General features: G+C 70.6%; 11 protein-coding genes. 7 read left to right on the plus strand and 4 right to left on the minus strand.

Features of this window, described 5'->3' with window-relative positions; translation table 11 throughout:
• The first annotated feature begins 92 nt into the window (after window positions 1-92).
• On the plus strand, window positions 93-2,060 hold the full coding sequence (locus tag ACK1X7_RS46295; protein WP_413116727.1) for a hypothetical protein: 1,968 nt from the start codon (window positions 93-95) through the stop codon (window positions 2,058-2,060).
• Between the two features lie 195 nt (window positions 2,061-2,255).
• Here the strand turns inward: ACK1X7_RS46295 and ACK1X7_RS46300 are convergent, their stop codons facing one another.
• Window positions 2,256-3,827 (minus strand): alpha/beta hydrolase, encoded by a 1,572-nt coding sequence (locus ACK1X7_RS46300; RefSeq protein WP_413116728.1) that lies wholly within the window; start codon window positions 3,825-3,827, stop codon window positions 2,256-2,258.
• Between the two features lie 222 nt (window positions 3,828-4,049).
• Between ACK1X7_RS46300 and ACK1X7_RS46305 the strand changes: the two genes are divergently transcribed.
• From ACK1X7_RS46305 to rocD, 6 genes are all read left to right on the plus strand, one after another.
• Entirely contained in the window at window positions 4,050-4,994 is a 945-nt protein-coding gene (locus ACK1X7_RS46305) for a MurR/RpiR family transcriptional regulator (protein WP_385146298.1), read from the plus strand.
• A gap of 105 nt (window positions 4,995-5,099) precedes the next feature.
• The gene (locus ACK1X7_RS46310; RefSeq protein WP_385146296.1) at window positions 5,100-6,575 is read left to right on the plus strand and encodes an APC family permease; all 1,476 of its coding nucleotides are present in this window, start codon (window positions 5,100-5,102) and stop codon (window positions 6,573-6,575) included.
• Window positions 6,572-7,879, plus strand: a complete 1,308-nt coding sequence (locus tag ACK1X7_RS46315) for a glutamine synthetase (protein WP_390792329.1) — start codon at window positions 6,572-6,574, stop codon at window positions 7,877-7,879. Before ACK1X7_RS46310 ends, ACK1X7_RS46315 begins: the two co-directional genes overlap by 4 nt.
• Window positions 7,869-9,017 carry an amidohydrolase family protein gene (locus ACK1X7_RS46320; protein WP_390792330.1) on the plus strand — a complete coding sequence of 383 codons (1,149 nt, stop codon included), beginning with the start codon at window positions 7,869-7,871 and terminating at the stop codon, window positions 9,015-9,017. Before ACK1X7_RS46315 ends, ACK1X7_RS46320 begins: the two co-directional genes overlap by 11 nt.
• A complete protein-coding gene (locus ACK1X7_RS46325; protein WP_385146292.1) occupies window positions 9,014-10,177 on the plus strand; it encodes a M20 metallopeptidase family protein in 1,164 nt (387 codons plus the stop codon). The genes ACK1X7_RS46320 and ACK1X7_RS46325 overlap by 4 nt, the downstream gene beginning before the upstream one ends.
• Before the next feature lie 36 nt (window positions 10,178-10,213).
• Window positions 10,214-11,455 (plus strand): ornithine--oxo-acid transaminase, encoded by a 1,242-nt coding sequence (rocD, locus tag ACK1X7_RS46330; protein ID WP_385146290.1) that lies wholly within the window; start codon window positions 10,214-10,216, stop codon window positions 11,453-11,455.
• 499 nt (window positions 11,456-11,954) lie between these two features.
• Here the strand turns inward: rocD and ACK1X7_RS46335 are convergent, their stop codons facing one another.
• The 3 genes from ACK1X7_RS46335 to ACK1X7_RS46345 form a co-directional block, all read right to left on the minus strand.
• The gene (locus ACK1X7_RS46335) at window positions 11,955-12,848 is read right to left on the minus strand and encodes a LysR family transcriptional regulator (protein ID WP_390792331.1); all 894 of its coding nucleotides are present in this window, start codon (window positions 12,846-12,848) and stop codon (window positions 11,955-11,957) included.
• Window positions 12,849-12,974: 126 nt separating this feature from the next.
• Window positions 12,975-13,934: an alpha/beta hydrolase family protein gene (locus ACK1X7_RS46340; protein ID WP_390792332.1), complete on the minus strand. Its 960-nt coding sequence runs from the start codon at window positions 13,932-13,934 to the stop codon at window positions 12,975-12,977.
• 226 nt (window positions 13,935-14,160) lie between these two features.
• Window positions 14,161-15,135, minus strand: coding sequence for an NAD(P)H-dependent flavin oxidoreductase (locus ACK1X7_RS46345; RefSeq protein WP_413116963.1), 975 nt, complete (start codon window positions 15,133-15,135; stop codon window positions 14,161-14,163).
• Window positions 15,136-15,390 lie beyond the last annotated feature (255 nt).

A 15,390-nucleotide genomic window follows, 5' to 3' on the forward strand; every position in this document is an offset into this window, starting at 1 on the left:
ACATTGCAAGCATGATGGCCGATTGCTAGCGTCACCGCCCCAAGGGCCGCCCGGCTCCCGTCCACGCCGATGACGACCGGGAGAAAAGAAAGATGAGACCTTCCCGCCTGTCCGTGCTGTCCGCGCTGTCCGCGCTCAGCGTGCTCGCCGTAACGCTTCTGCCGACGGGAGGGGCGCCCGCCGCGGCCACCCCACCGGCCCAGCTCACCGTCACCGACCCCGGCTTCGAGCAGGAGGGCACGGGCTGGACCCTCACCTCCGGCGCGGGAACCGCCACCAACCTGCCCCACGGCGGCAACCGGCTGCTCTACCTCGACGCGGGCCCGGACAAGAAGGCGTCCCAGACCATCACGGCCCGCCGCTCCGGCACCTATGACTTCTCCGCGTGGATCGCCACCGGAGGGCCCGGCGCCCACTTCACGGTGCGGGTGAACGGAAAGGTCATGGACTCCGTCGCGCTGCCCAGCCGCCCGACGTACGCTCGCTACACCGTCAGCCGGGTCGCCCTGGCCCCCGACGACCAACTGGAGATCGCCTTCGAGTCCGGCGACGGCTGGGTCAACGCCGATGACGTCATGGTGTCGCCGTCGTCCCCGGTGGACCCCACGATCAGCTCCTCGGACCCGAGGATCGTGGAGATGTTCACCTGGTCGAAGCGGAAGGCCAATAGCTGGGTGCAACTCCCCGGTACCACCGGCCCGTTGAACGTCGACGAGAACCACCGGTCGGGAACCGGCACGGGTACCTACGGCCCCGCTTACTGGGCGGGCTATGCCCACCGCAGCGCGTACTACTCGCGCGACTTCGCCCACCAGCTCGGCGGAGCCGCAGTCCTCGGGCTCGGCGCCGAGAACAAGGCGATGCTCCGTTCCTACGCCGCCTCCGCCACGGCCGAGCACCGCTACTACCCGGTCTGGTCGCTCAACTTCGACACCGGCACCGCGCATGCGATCGACTACCACGGCCCCGACGACTTCGTCCGCGAAGTGCCCGCCACCTTCGAACTGGTGGAGAAGGCCAATGAGGCATACCGCTGGAGTGGCGACCGCGCCTACCTCGACGACACCGCCTTCTGGGACTACTACCGCCACGCGACCAAGGAGTTCGTCGACCTGCATGACGGCACCAAGGACAACGGGAAGGTCAAGGTGGCCGAGGGCACGGGGAAGGGCATCTTCGCCGGAGCCGCCAGCTACAACGAGGAGGGCAACGAACACCTCGCCGAGGCCGGAGACGGCATCGCGGCGCAGTACCAGGCGTACCGCGCGCTGGCGGATCTCGCACGCGACAAGGGCGACCGCGCCCTCGCGGCCGCGTCCGCCGCACGGGCCGAGCGGCTCAAGGAGTACTTCAACGCCACCTGGAGCGGCAGCGGATCGGGCGCGTCCATGGTGCGCGCCTACCGCACCGATGGCACGGCGGTCACCGGCTGGGGCAAGGAGAATAGCTGGTTCATGCCGATGAAGGGCATCATCGACCCCGGCCCCCGCAACGACGCCTACCTCGACTACATCGACGAGCAGGCGAGCGGCTCGGGCAGGCCGGTGAACATCGAGGCCCTCACCTACCTCCCGGACACCTTCTTCCGGTACAACCGCGCGGACACGGCCTGGAAGTGGATGCGCCACATCTACGACCAGCGGAACACCCAGCACACCGTCACCCGCCAGGGCCCCAACGGGGACTACCCCGAGGTGTCCTTCACCCTCCTGAGCCAGACGGTCCAGGGACTGATGGGTGTCGCACCCGACGCGCCCCGTCGCTCCCTGACCACCCAGTCACGGCTGCCCGGCGGGATGGACTGGCTGAAGCTGGACCATCTGCGCATCGGCAAGAGCACCTTCAGCCTGCGTCACGACGGCACCACCTCCTCCACCCTCGCCCACAGCTCCGGAGGCGCCGCCTACACCTGGGAGGCCCGATTCCCCGGCAAGCACAGCCGGATCACCGTCGACGGCAAGAGGCGCACGGCACGGACCAAGACGGTGGACGGGGTGACCTACACCTACGCCGTGGTCTCCGTGGCCCCCGGAATGTCCAGGACCGTCCGGGTCGGCTGACCGCCCTCCCCGAACCGCCGCCGCACCGGATGCCGACCGTCTCCGGTGCGGCGGCCCGCTCCAGGGACAGGGGCGCTGCCGCGGGCCGGACCCCGGGGAGGTCCGGCGGCGGGCCGAGCTGCTCCTCGACCGGTGAACCCGGCCGAGGAGCCTGCGGCAACCAGGGGCGCCCGGTGCCGCGGGCGCGAGCTCGGCTCAACGCCCTCGAGAGTGGTACACCGTGCCGGGGGCCGGGGTCTTCAGCGTCCGCAGGTAGGTGTCGATCGCCCGTGCCGGGAGGGGGGACTGGCACTTGCGGTAGAGCCAGTGATCCACCCCGTCGAGGACGGCGAGCCTTCCTTTCGGGAACTCCCGTGCCATGCGCCGGGCACCCGCCAGTGGAGTCGCGAGGTCGTGTCCGGCGTTTACCACCAGGACCGGCGGGAGGGTGCCCTTGTTCTGGGCCGGCTGCGGCTTGGTTTCCACCGGCCACCCCTGGCAGCCGAGGATCATATCCAGGGCCTGGGCGTTGTAGCGGACGTTGGGGTGCTCGGCGGCGGCTCGGTGGAGCAGGGCGCGATAGTCGGCGTAGTCGCGCAGCCGGAGGTTGTCGTCGCGGCAGATCACCGAGCGCCAGGCGAGCTCGGGGGAGGAGTCGTCGATCCAGTACACCTTCCCCTTGCCACTGTGCAGTGCGGCCAGTTGCTCAGCGGTGGGCTGTGGATTCCACTTGTTCAGGTAGCCGTAGAGGAAGCCGGACAGCCGGTGGGCGGTGACCTTCTTCCGCGTGGGGCCGTGCGGCCCGGGCTCGAACAGCGTGCCCGCGTCCGCACGCGCGAACAGCCCGCGGACAATGGCCGTCACATCCTTGCCCTTCAGGGCGCACGAGGCATCCTTGTCGCACCACTTCGCCAGTTCCCGCAGCGCGCTGTCGGCGGCGGCGGTGCCGTCCATGAGGTAGCGCTCGGCTCCGGGCCGGGAGGGGTCCATGGCGCTGTCGAGGGCCAGTGCCCGGAGATTCCGCGGGAAGAGACGTGCGTAGCGCTCACCGATGCGCGTGCCGTAGGAGTGGCCAAGGAAGCTGATCTTCCGCTCGCCGAGGGCCGCGCGGATCGCGTCCATGTCGCGGGCGACGCTTTCGCTGTCCATATGGCCGACGACGGGGCCGCTGCGCTCGCGGCAACTGTCCGCGAGCCGTTTGTTCAGGTCGCGCATGCGCTGGAACTCGGCGGCGTTCTTCGGACGGGTGGGAATCCTCCGGGCGAGCCGGTCATCGCACCGCAGCTCTCCGCTGCGCCCGATGCCGCGCGGGTCGAAGCCGATGATGTCGAACCGTTCCCTGATGCTCTTGGAGTAGCCCTCGACCGGGTTGTCTGCGTAATAGGCGTCGTCCAGACCCGTGCTTCCGGGCCCGCCCGGATTGGACAGCAGCGCCCCGATCCGCTTGCCGGGGTCGGTGGCCTTCTGGCGGGCGACCGCGATGTTCATCGTCGGTCCGTCCGGTTGTGCCCAGTCGACCGGCACCCGCACCGTGCCGCACTGCGCTCGCCCGCTCGGGTCGGGCATGGGCGGCTCGGCCTTCGGACAGGCCGACCAGTGGATGGTCGGCGTCGGCTCCGCGCTCGGCTTGTCGCTCGTGCTCGACCACGCGAACTGCGGGACCATCAGAAGCGAGGTGGCGAGGAACCCGGCCGCCGACGCATAGGTGAGGCGGACCGTGCGCCGCCTGCGCGAGGATGCCGCCGGACCGGCCCCGTGCGCTCCGACAAGATCATTCGAATCCTTCATGGCGTCAGGATCGCGCCCCCATGTGATGGTGCTTTGGTGGCCACATGATGGCGAGGTAACAGCGTGCCGCCGGGGAGGCGCGCATTCCAGCGCCACCGACACACGGCAGCCCAGGTCCGGCAGGCGGACGCCGGGCCACTCCCCCCAGGGGCTCGGGCGCCTCCTATGCGCCCGAGCGTGTGCAACGATCGTCGCGTCAGACAGCGCGGAGAGGGGAAGCCCATGGCCGACCGGGCCGGAGACCGAAGCGATCATGCGAACCGCCCCGGGGACACGGAGTCGGCGAGCGGTGCGCAGGAGCCCTCCGGCCTGGGAGTCACCGTGGCCGAGCGGCTGCGCCACGTACAGGGCGGCCTCTCCCGGGCCGAGATGAAGATCGCCCGAGAGCTGACCGCCAACTACCCGGCCGCCGGGCTGAACTCCGCGTCGGGGCTCGCCTCCCAGGCCGGGGTCAGCGCACCCACCGTCGTACGCTTTGTCGCACGGCTCGGCTTCGACGGCTATCGGCAGTTCCAGCAGTCATTGCGCGAGGAGGTGCAGGCGCGCCAGGCGTCGCCGCTGACCTTGGCGCCGGTGATCGGCGCCGATTCACCGACGTCCGAGCTGGTGGAGGCGGCACGGCAGGTGGGCACCGCCACGCTGGGACAGACCTTCGCCGCCCTTCCCGAGCAGGAGTTCGATCACGCGGTGGGTCTGATCTGCGACCCGGCCAAACGGATCGCATGCTTCGGCGGCCGCTTCTCCCAACTCCTCGCCGAATACCTCGATCTGCACCTTCGGGTGCTGCGTCCGGGGACGATCGTGCACACCCCCACCCCGGGACGGGACGCGGGGTTCCGTGTCGATGTGGGCCGGCGGGACGTATGTGTGGTCTTCGACTTCCGCCGCTATCAGGACGACACCGTGGAGCTGGCCCGGCACGCCCATGAGCAGGGGGCGAAGATCGTGCTGTTCACCGATCCATGGCTGTCACCCGCGGCCGAGTTCGCCGATGTGGTGCTCCCCGCGCGGGTCGAGGCGCCCAGTCCGTTCGACAGCGTCGTGGCCCCCGTGGCACTGGTGGAAACCCTGGTCGCCGCCGTGCACGCACGCCTGGGCCCGGCGGCCGAGGAGCGGATGCGAGCGGCGGAGGACACCTTGCGGGGCGGGACCCGGGACTCCTCATGAAATATTTGTTTCACCGCCACCGTTGACTTGCCGCATGTAATGAATATTTCATGAGGGTGTTCCCGGGCCGCGGTCATGCGGCCTCCTTCTGCTCGGGAGTACGTCGTGCCCGATCATCCTCATCCGCCACGCAAACTGCGCCTCTGGGAGGCGCTGGCCCTCTCCGTCGGCCTCATGGGTCCCACCCTGGCCATGGGTCTCAACGGGGCCGGGGTCGCGGCCACCGTGGGCAAGGCGGTGCCCCTCGTCTTCCTGCTCGGTCTCCTCGGTGTCGCCGTCGTCGGCTACGGCTTCTGGCGGCTGACCCAGCACTTCCACCACGCCGGATCCGTCTACGCCCTGGCCGGGGCGACCATCGGGCCCCGCGCCGGTTTCTTCGGCGGCTTCGCCCTGCTGGGCACCTATCTGGCCTTCCTCGTCTGCACCCTCGCCGCCACGGGTGTCTTCGCCCACGCGTTCCTGCACTCCCTCGGTGTGACGTCCACGGGCCCCTGGGCCGCCGTGGCGATCGCCGCCGGCCTGGGTGTCACCGCGCTCAACTCGCGTGACACCCGGATCACCGCCCGTACCCTGCTGATCGTCGAAGGCATCGGCATCGTGGCCATGCTGCTGCTCGCCACCGTCGTGATCGGGCGCACCGGCACCGGATCGGCCCCCCGCCACCAGTCGTTCGACCTGTCGGTGTTCACACCCGGCGCCGCCACCTACGGCGCCGTGATGACCGCGACGGTCTTCGCCTTTCTGTCCTGGGCCGGGTTCGAGGCATGTGCGTCCCTGGGCGAGGAGACCGACGACCCCCGGCGCAACATCCCGCGTGCCCTGGCGGGCAGTGTGCTGCTCACCGGTGTTCTGTACGTCCTGATGATGTTCGTCCAGACCATCGGCTTCGGCACCGACGACAAGGGGGTGAGCGCGTTCGCCGGTGCGGAATCAGCGCTGGTGACCCTCGCCGACAGCTACGTAGGCACCTGGTTCTCGCTCGTCGTCGCCTTCACCGCGGTGGCCTCCGCCTTCGCCGCCGCGCTGTCCTCCTCCGCCGCCGCGTCCCGCATGGTGTTCGCCCTGGCCCGCGACGGCTTCGGTCCGCCGGCGCTCACCCGAACCGACCCCGGCACCGGCGCCCCCACCGGGGCCCTGTGGCTGTGCGGTGCCGTGGGAATCACGTTCACCCTGGTGATGTACGGCGTGGGCACCTCCGCTTTCGACACCTACTACTGGTTCGCGACCATCGGCGTGCTGTGCGTCCTGGTGGTCTACGCCCTCGCCGGAGCCGGCGTGATCGCCTTCACGCTCTCCGGCCGCGGCAACATCCCCCGACGCGAACTCCCCATCCCCCTCATCGGTTTGGGCTACCTCTGCTTCGTCTTCTTCAAGCAGTCCGCAGGGCTCAGCGCGCCCTACACCTACTTTCCCTGGATCGCCGCGGCCTGGTGCCTGACCGGCGTCGCCATCATCCTCCTGGCTCCCTCGCTCGCACGGCGCATCGGCACCCGCCTCACCAGCGAGCTGAACGGGGACACCGGCGTCGGACGTGAACCGGGCCCCGAGCCAACCGCTGACAACACCAAGGTGGTCTCATGACACTCCCCGCCGACAGCTCCACCACCGTCTTCGTCGCCACATGTGACCTGGCCGGCCTGGTGCGGGGCAGGTCAGTGCCATCCGCCGCACACGACGCGGTGCTCCGCAGCGGCACCGGCTGGGTCCCCGCGAACCTCGCGATCTCCTCGTTCGGGCCGATCGCCCCCGACAACGTCTTCGGTTCCCGGGGCGACCTCCGGCTGGTCCCCGACGCCGCCACCGCGGTCGGCATACCCGCCGACAGCACCACGCCCGGAATGCTGCTCTACCTCGCCGACCAGACGCTGCCGGACGGGCAGCCCTGGGCGTGCTGCCCGCGTACCTTCCTGCGCGAAACCCTGACGGAGCTGCGCGAACACACCGGGCTGGAGGTCGTCGCGGCCTTCGAGCACGAATTCGTCCTCGACGGGCTGCCCGAGAGCGCCCCGTTCTCACTGCGGCGCTTCCGGGACGCGGAGCCCTTCGGCACTGATCTGGTACGGCTGCTGGAACACACCGGTCTTGAGCCGGAGACGTGGATTCCCGAGTACGGCGACGGCCAGTTCGAGCTCACCCTGCGCCCCGCCGAGGCGCTGGCCGCGGCCGACCGTGCCGTGCTCCTCAAGGAACTCGTCCGTGATCTGGCCCGGCGCCGTGGTCTGCCCGTCTCCTTCTCCCCGCTCCTCGCCACCACCGGAGTCGGCAACGGTGTGCACATCCACCTGAGTCTGCGCCACGCGGACGGACGCCCCGCGCTGTACGACCCGCAGCGCCCCGGGCGGCTCTCCGCCACCGGTGCCCGGTTCAGCGCCGGCATCCTCGCCCACACCCCCGCGCTCACCGCCCTGACCGCGCCGAGCCCGGTGTCCTTCCTGCGCCTGACACCTCACCGCTGGAGCAGCGGCGGGGTGTTCCTGGCCGAGCGCAACCGCGAGGCGCTGCTGCGCATCTGTCCCACCACCGCACTGGGCGACTCGGACCCCGCCGCCCAGTTCAACCTGGAATATCGCGCCGCCGACGCCACGGCCAATCCCTGGCTCGCTCTGGCCGCACTGATCCGCGCCGGTCTGGCGGGCCTCACCCGGAACTACGACGAGCCCACCGTATGGCCGGAGGAGACCGACGAGTCCGTGCTGGCCCAGGCCCCGGCACTGCCCGCGAGCCTCGACGAGGCCCTGGACGCCCTCGAGAAGGACCACACCGTCCGGTCCTGGTTCGACCCGCGGCTGCTGGCCACCCATCTGTCCGTCAAACGGTCCGAACTCGCCCAGCTCGACGGCCTGGACGACGCGGAGCGCATCCGGAGGGTGCGGAATGTCTACTGACCGGATCACCGCCGAGATCGAGCGGCTACCTCTCGTGGATCATCACGTCCACGGCGCCCTGCGCCATGAGGCCGACCGTGCCGCGCTGGAACAGATGCTCACCGAGTCCGACCGCCCGATCCCGCCGTGGATGACCCAGTTCGACTCGCAGATCGGCTTCGCCATCCGCCGCTGGTGCGCCCCCGCGCTCGGCCTCGCGCCGCACGCCGATCCCGAGGCATACCTGGCCCGGCGCCGCGAACTCGGCACCGAGGAGGTCAACCGCAGACTGCTCGAGACCTCCGGTATCGGCCACTATCTGCTGGAGACCGGCTACAAGGGGGAAGACATCCTCGACCCTCAGGGCATGGCCGCCGCCTCCGGCCGCCGTGTCGACGAGGTGGTGCGCCTGGAGACCGTACTGGAAGACGTGGTGCGCGGCGGTGTCACCGCCGCCGCCCTTCCCGACCGGTTCCGCGAGACCCTGGCCGCCCGCACGGCCACCGCGGTCGGTCTCAAGAGCATCATCGCCTACCGCCACGGCTTCGATTTCGACCCCGGACGCCCCCATGCCCACGAGGTGTCCGCCGCGGCGGACACCTGGCTCAGGAGGTGTGATCACACCGGCACCATCCGCGTCGACGACCCGGTTCTGCTGCGCTTCGCCCTGTGGTGCGGTGTCGACCGCGGTCTGCCGATCCAACTGCACGCCGGATACGGCGACCCGGATGTCGAACTCCACCGGTGCGACCCGCTGCTGCTCACCCGGTTCATCAAGAACGTGGAGCCGCACGGCACCGACCTGATGCTGCTGCACTGCTACCCCTTCCAGCGCAACGCGGGCTATCTCGCCCAGGTCTTCCCTCATGTGTACTTCGATGTCGGCCTCGGCATCAACTACACCGGTGTGCGCTCCGACGCCGTCATCGCCGAATCACTGGAACTCGCTCCCTTCGCCAAGATCCTCTTCTCCTCCGACGCCTGGGGGCCGCCCGAACTGCACCACCTCGGCGCCCTGTTGTGGCGCCGTGGCATGACCAGAGCCATCACCCCCTGGACCGACAGCGGGGAATGGGACGTGGACGACGCCCTCAAGGTGGTGCGCATGATCGGCCGCGACAACGCCCGTCGCGTCTACCGGCTGGAGACCGCGGAATGAACCAACACCACCACCTCACCGCGCTGTCCACCGCGCTGGAGAAGGAACTGCCGGCCGCCGTGGAACTGCGCCACCGACTGCACGCCCGTCCCTGCCTGTCCGGTGCCGAAGCCCCCACCCGCGATCTCCTGCTCGCCGCGCTGCCCACCGGTTCCACCACCAAGGTCGCCGACACCGGGGCCGTGGTGCGTGTCGGTGGCCCGGGGCCCGCGGTCGCGGTCCGCGGCGAACTCGACGCGCTCGCCGTCAAGGAGACCACCGGCGCGCCATGGGCCTCCGAGCACCCGGGCATCATGCACGCCTGCGGCCACGACGTACATCTGGCCGCGCTCACCGCTCTGGCCCGCGCCGTCGACTCCAGTGGTGGCCCCGCCCCGCTGCTGACCGTTCTGCAACCGAGAGAGGAGACCTATCCATCCGGCGCCCGGGACATCGTCGAAGACGGCATCCTCGAGCGCGAGCGCTGCCGGGCCGTGATCGGGGCACATGTCCAGCCCCTGCTGCCGGTCGGCACCGTCGCCTGCACCCCCGGTGGTGTCAACGCCTCGGCCGACGAGTTCACGGTCACCGTGCGGGGGCGCGGCGGCCACGCCGCCTACCCGCACCTCACCCGTGACCCCGTCGTCGCCCTGGCCCACGTCGTCGTCGCCCTCCAGAGCCTGGTCAGCCGCGGCACCGACCCCATGGCACATGTTGTCCTCAGCATCGGCACCCTCACGGCCGGCACCGCCGCCAACGTCATCCCCGGCACCGCCGAAGCCCGCGGCACAGTGCGGGCGCTGGACGGTCGCGACCGCGACATCCTGCACTCCCGGCTGACGGAGGTCGCGGAGCTGGTGGCACAGAGCCACGGCTGCACCGCGGAGGTGACCATCGAACGCGGAGAGCCCGTCCTCCATAACGACGAGGCGCTGACCGCCGCGACCCGACCCCTGCTCGGCAGTCTCGGCCTGCGCACCGGTGACGACTTGCGGTCCGCGGGTTCGGACGACTTCTCCTTCTTCTGCCGACATCTGCCGTCGCTGATGGTGTTCGTGGGCACCCACGGCGGGGCCGAACAGCTCCATTCACCCACCTTCCTGCCGGCCGACGAGCGGATACGGGACGTCGCCCGCGCCATGCTCGCCGGCTACCTGGCCGCCGCCGAACTGACCGCCTGACGCCCCGGCACCCCGCTCGATCACAAGGACCCCGTCATGACCACCACCGGCACACACACCAACCCCACCCCCGGCTCCACAACCCGGCACCACCTGTCCCTGGCCGAGACGGCCACCGCCCACAACTACCACCCCCTTCCGGTGGTGCTGGACTCCGGCGAGGGCGCCTGGGTCAGCGATGTGGAAGGCCGCCGCTACCTGGACTGCCTCGCGGGCTACTCGGCTCTCAACTTCGGCCACCGCCACCCGGCGCTGACCGCCGCGGCCCGCGAGCAGTTGGAACGCATCACCCTCACCAGCCGGGCCTTCCACAACGACCGCCTGGGACCCTTCTGCCGAGACCTGGCCGACCTCGCCGACATGGACACGGTCCTGCCCATGAACACAGGCGCCGAGGCTGTCGAAACCGCCATCAAGGTCGCACGCAAATGGGGGTGTGAACGCAAGGGAGTGGCCCCGGACCATGCCACCATCATCGTCGCCGACGGCAACTTCCACGGACGAACCACCACGATCGTCGGCTTCTCCAGCGATCCCCTCGCCCGTGAGGGATTCGGCCCCTTCGCGCCCGGCTTCCGCACGGTCCCCTACGGCGACGCCGCGGCCCTGGAAGCCGCGGTCGACGAGACCACCGTGGCCGTGCTGCTCGAACCCATCCAGGGCGAAGCCGGTGTCCTCATCCCGCCACCCGGCTACCTCCGGCGTGTGCGGGAGGTGTGCGGTCGCGAGAACGTGCTCTTCATCGCCGATGAGATCCAGTCAGGACTGGGCCGCACGGGCACGACATTCGCCTGCGACTTCGAGGGCGTCACGCCCGACATCTACGTCCTCGGCAAGGCGCTCGGCGGCGGTATCGTGCCCGTTTCCGCGGTCGTCGCCCGCCATGACGTTCTCGGTGTGATCCGCCCCGGCAGCCACGGATCGACCTTCGGCGGCAACCCGCTGGCAGCCGCCGTCGGCCACGCGGTCGTCGGGTTGCTGCGCGGCGGCGAGTACCAGGCACGGGCGGCCGAACTCGGCAAGCAGCTCCAAGGTCGGCTCGAAGCCCTGATCGGGCACGGCGCCGTCGCCGTCCGCTGCCGCGGCCTGTGGGCCGGGATCGACATCGACCCCGCCCTCATGACCGGACGCCAGGCATGTCAAGGACTTCTGGACCGGTCGATACTGGCCAAGGACACACACGGCTCCACCATTCGGCTCGCCCCGCCCCTCACCATCGAACCCGCGGAACTCGACTGGATGTGCGAGCAGTTGAGTACGGTCCTGGGCGGGGCCTGAACGGTGCCCGGCGGCCGGGGCGGTCCGGCTTCTGCCTGTGGCAGCGGCGTTCGGGCAAGGTCGTTGCCGCACCGGACAGCGCGGGCCGATTCGAAGGTGCCCCACGGGGGAACCCCGCTGCCTGGAGTAGGAGCAGTCATGTCAATACGTCGCACCGTCGCCTACAGATTGACGCGATCATCGTTAGGGCGGCTCTCGGCGATCGGAGCTGCCGCATTGGCTGCCGCGGACAGTGACGATCCGCCGGGCCGCATACCCTCTTGAGGCGACCCGCGGTTCCCCGGCGGGGGCTCTTGCCGTTGCTCTGGGCATGGACGAGGAGGCAATGATCGACCACGTCCCGCAATCTCCCTCCCAGCGCAGCGCGCGGTGAAGCCCCGGGCGGCCAGAGCAGCCCGGCCAGCGCGACGGGCAAGTCGGCGGCATCGATGAATCCGGGGGCGCGGGGGTGATCGCGCGGACGATGACCGGGGTCGGCCGGCCTCCCCGGCGGCAGGTGTCAGACGGTCGAGGTGATCGCTCGGGTGACGGCCGTGATCGCCGGGGTGGGACGGCCGGGGAGGCGCGCCACGAGAACACGGCGGATCTCAGGCGGCGCGCCCTCGACATGTACCAGGCTCACCCCGGGCGGTAGCACCGGCAAGACCCGGGACGGCACCGTCGTCACCCCGAAACCGCCGGCGACCAGATGAAGCTTCGTCAGCCAGTCGCGCGCTGAATGGACGATGCGCGGCCGTCCGGGCAGGCCGGGCCAGACGCCGAGCAGTGGCTCGGAGCTCGACGACGGGGTGGCGATCCACGCGGCGTCGACCAGTTCGTCGACATGCACCGTGGTGCGGCCGGCGAACTTCCCGGTCGAAGGCGTCGCCAGGACCAGTTCGGTGTCCACGATGGTCTCGACGTGCAGGCGCGGCGACTCGCTGTCCAAGGGCCGGTGGGGCGGGCGGGACGTCAGCACGGCGAGGTCGATCGAGCCCGCCCGCAGCGCCCGGATCAAGGTGGGAGTGGTTCCCTCGGTCGTCGTGACCGTGATCTGCGGGTCGGTCGCCGTGAGGCGGGTGAGCGCGGCGGGCAGGATGACGGCGCCCGCGCTCAGGAACAGTCCGAGCCGCACCAGTTCGGTCCGTGGGACGGTGCCGGTGAGGTCGGCCTCGGCCGCCGTGAGGCAGTCCAGGATGGTGCGGGCGTGGCGCAGCAGGGTCAGACCCGCGGGGGTGAGCCGCACCCCGTCGGGGCGGCGGTCGAACAGGGTGGTGCCCGCGCTCCGTTCGAGCGAGACGGCCTGTCGTGAGACCGCCGACTGCGTGTAGCCGAGCCTGGCTGCTGCCGCGGTGAAGCTGCCGGATTCCGCGATCTGTTGCAGGACCCGCAGCCCCGTACTGGAGATGTCCATGCGGCATACGCATACCACAGATGCTGGAACGTCGCTTCCCGCATACCCTCCGTACTGAACCGTTTCTGCTCCGCCTCCCGGCCCGTCACCACGGATACCGTCGCTGACCTGCGGTGTCACCCTGGATCAGTACCCGACCCGCGCCGTCGTCGGTGCGTGCGCCTTCAGGCCGTTGCCCTGCTGACCGGCGCGGCCCGACCACCGGCCGTTGCGCACCACCCATCGCACCATGGTGTTCCGCGCCATCAACGCCTCCATACCGCCGGGCATCGACACGGCACGGCCGGCGGTCGCGGCGACGACCGCGTGGAAGTCGTAGACGCCGTCGTACGCCACGCACGCGGCGATGCGGTGCTCGAAGGCGGCCGCCCTCGGGGCGAGGTAGCCGCCGAGGCTCATGCCGATCAGCACGAGTCGCCCGGCGTCCACCTCGGGCACGGTGAGCGCGAAGTCGACGACGGGGGTGACCACGGCCTCCCAGTCCGGCCGGAAGTGCAGGCCCTGCTCGCGGACGGTGCTGCCCTCACCGGGGCAGTCGAACGCGATGACGTTGTAGCCGCGCCGGAGCGCGCCCGCGGCCAGCGCCAGGTAGTTCTCCTCGAGGGTGGAGTCGTACCCGCCGTGGAAGAGCACGGTCGGGCGCGGGGCGCCCGAATCGTCGGCGAGGAACAGGTAGCCGGGAAGCGTGGTGTCCTCGTACGGGATGCGCAGGGCACGCGCCGGAGTGTCGAACAGGGCGGCCGCGTCGGCGAACGTCTGTTGGGATGCCTTGGCGAGCCGCGCCGACTCGGCGTCGGCGGCGGGATTCTCGCGGCGGTAGAAGTCGGCGGTCCGGTAGTAGTTGGACGCGCGCAGCAGCGCCTCCCGGGCGCTGACCCGGTGACCGGCGGCCAGCGCGTCCCGGCCGATGCGCTCGACGCGCGCCGCCGTCGCGGCCAACTGGGCCGACCAGGCATCCTCGTCTCCCTCCGGAATCCGCCGGCAGGTGACGAGGACCTCGCCGAGGTCGGCGCCACCATAGGCGGCGTAGCCCGCGGCGCGCAGTGCCTCGAAGGAGAAGGACTCGTCCTCGTAGAGGAATTTCATCGTCGATCCTTTCCGCCGCGGGAACAGCCTGCCCGGTCCCGTCCCGGGGACAGGTGTAAACGCGATCTTCCCGGCTGCCACCGGGCGTCGGCCGAGCGGGCGGCTGAGCGGGCGGCAGAGAACCACCCGGATGACGGAGACCGTCTACCGTTTGACGCCCGCTCCGCCCGGCTGCCGCATGTCACTGCGGCCACCAGCACGGGTAGCCCCGCCGGCTCCACTGGGGTCAGCGTCTTCCGGCACGGTCGAGTGCGTCTTGGGCCTGTGCGGCCAAGGTAGCCATGAGGTCGGCCGCGGATGGCAGGTCGGTGATCAGATCGATGGCCTCGCCGGCCCACATCGGCAGTGCGGGAAGGTTTCCCTGCGCCACATCGCGCTGATAGTCCTGCTTGGCCCTGGGGTCCGCCGCGAGTTCGGCTTCCCGGCCCCGCCACTGGTCGAGGTAGGGGTGGCCAAGGGTGCGAGCGGTGTACTTCGACGGCCACCGGGAACCTCGGGCGATGTCGAGCACCCTGTTGCGCTCGGTGTCCTCGCCATGTCTCTCCACGATCGCCTCGGCGGTCGAGTGCGCCACCAGGGCCTCAGCCGTGGCGTGGAAGCGGGTACCGACGAGCGCCCCCGCAGCGCCCAGCGCCAAGGCCGCCGCGACACCGCGGCCGTCGGCGATGCCACCGGCCGCCAGTACCGGCACTGGTGCCGCCAGATCCACCACGACCGGCACGAACGGCAAGGTGGAACGCCCCTTCCGGGCCCCGTGCCCACCGCTTTCGGTGCCTTGCGCCACGATGACATCGGCGCCCACGTCGACCGCCCGGTTGGCCTCTTCCAGATCGGTTACCTGAATGATCAGCGGCGTGCCCGACGCGCGGATGCGCTCAGCGAAAGGGCTCGGATCCCCGAAGGACAACATCACCGCCCTGGGCCGGTGCTCCAGCGCCCGCTCGATCGCGCCGACGTCGATCTGCCAGGTGAGGAAACCGATGCCCCATGGCCGCCCGGCGGCTTCCGCGAGGAGCGGCAGCTCGCGGGCCAGCCACTCCGGGTCCCCGTTCGCGGCGCCCAGCATCCCGAGCCCACCGCCACGAGAGACGGCCGCCGCCAGCGCACCGCCGGCAGATCCACCCATCGGCGCCAGCGCGATCGGGTGCTCCACACCGAACAACTCCGTGAACCGCGTCGACAGCGCCATAGCCGCCATCATCCCCCTCGGCACGCCGCGCGAACATCGCTTGTCGCGACATCCGCGGCCAGGCGGCCCTGTCGGACCTGGGGACCTGCCCGCTGGGGATCCCTGCCGTGCGTCCGCTGGGCGGTGTCGAGGTCAGTGCGCCGTCGTGAGGCAGCCGTTCGCGAGCGCGAGGCTGCGGGCGCGCAGAGCCGTGCTGGCCTGTTCGTCGTAAGCCTGGTCGGTTGGGCGGGCGGCCCGGAGGCGGTCGAAGAACTGGCCGGTGGTGCC

This window comes from Streptomyces sp. CY-1, assembly GCF_047218265.1.
GTDB lineage: Bacteria > Actinomycetota > Actinomycetes > Streptomycetales > Streptomycetaceae > Streptomyces > Streptomyces niphimycinicus.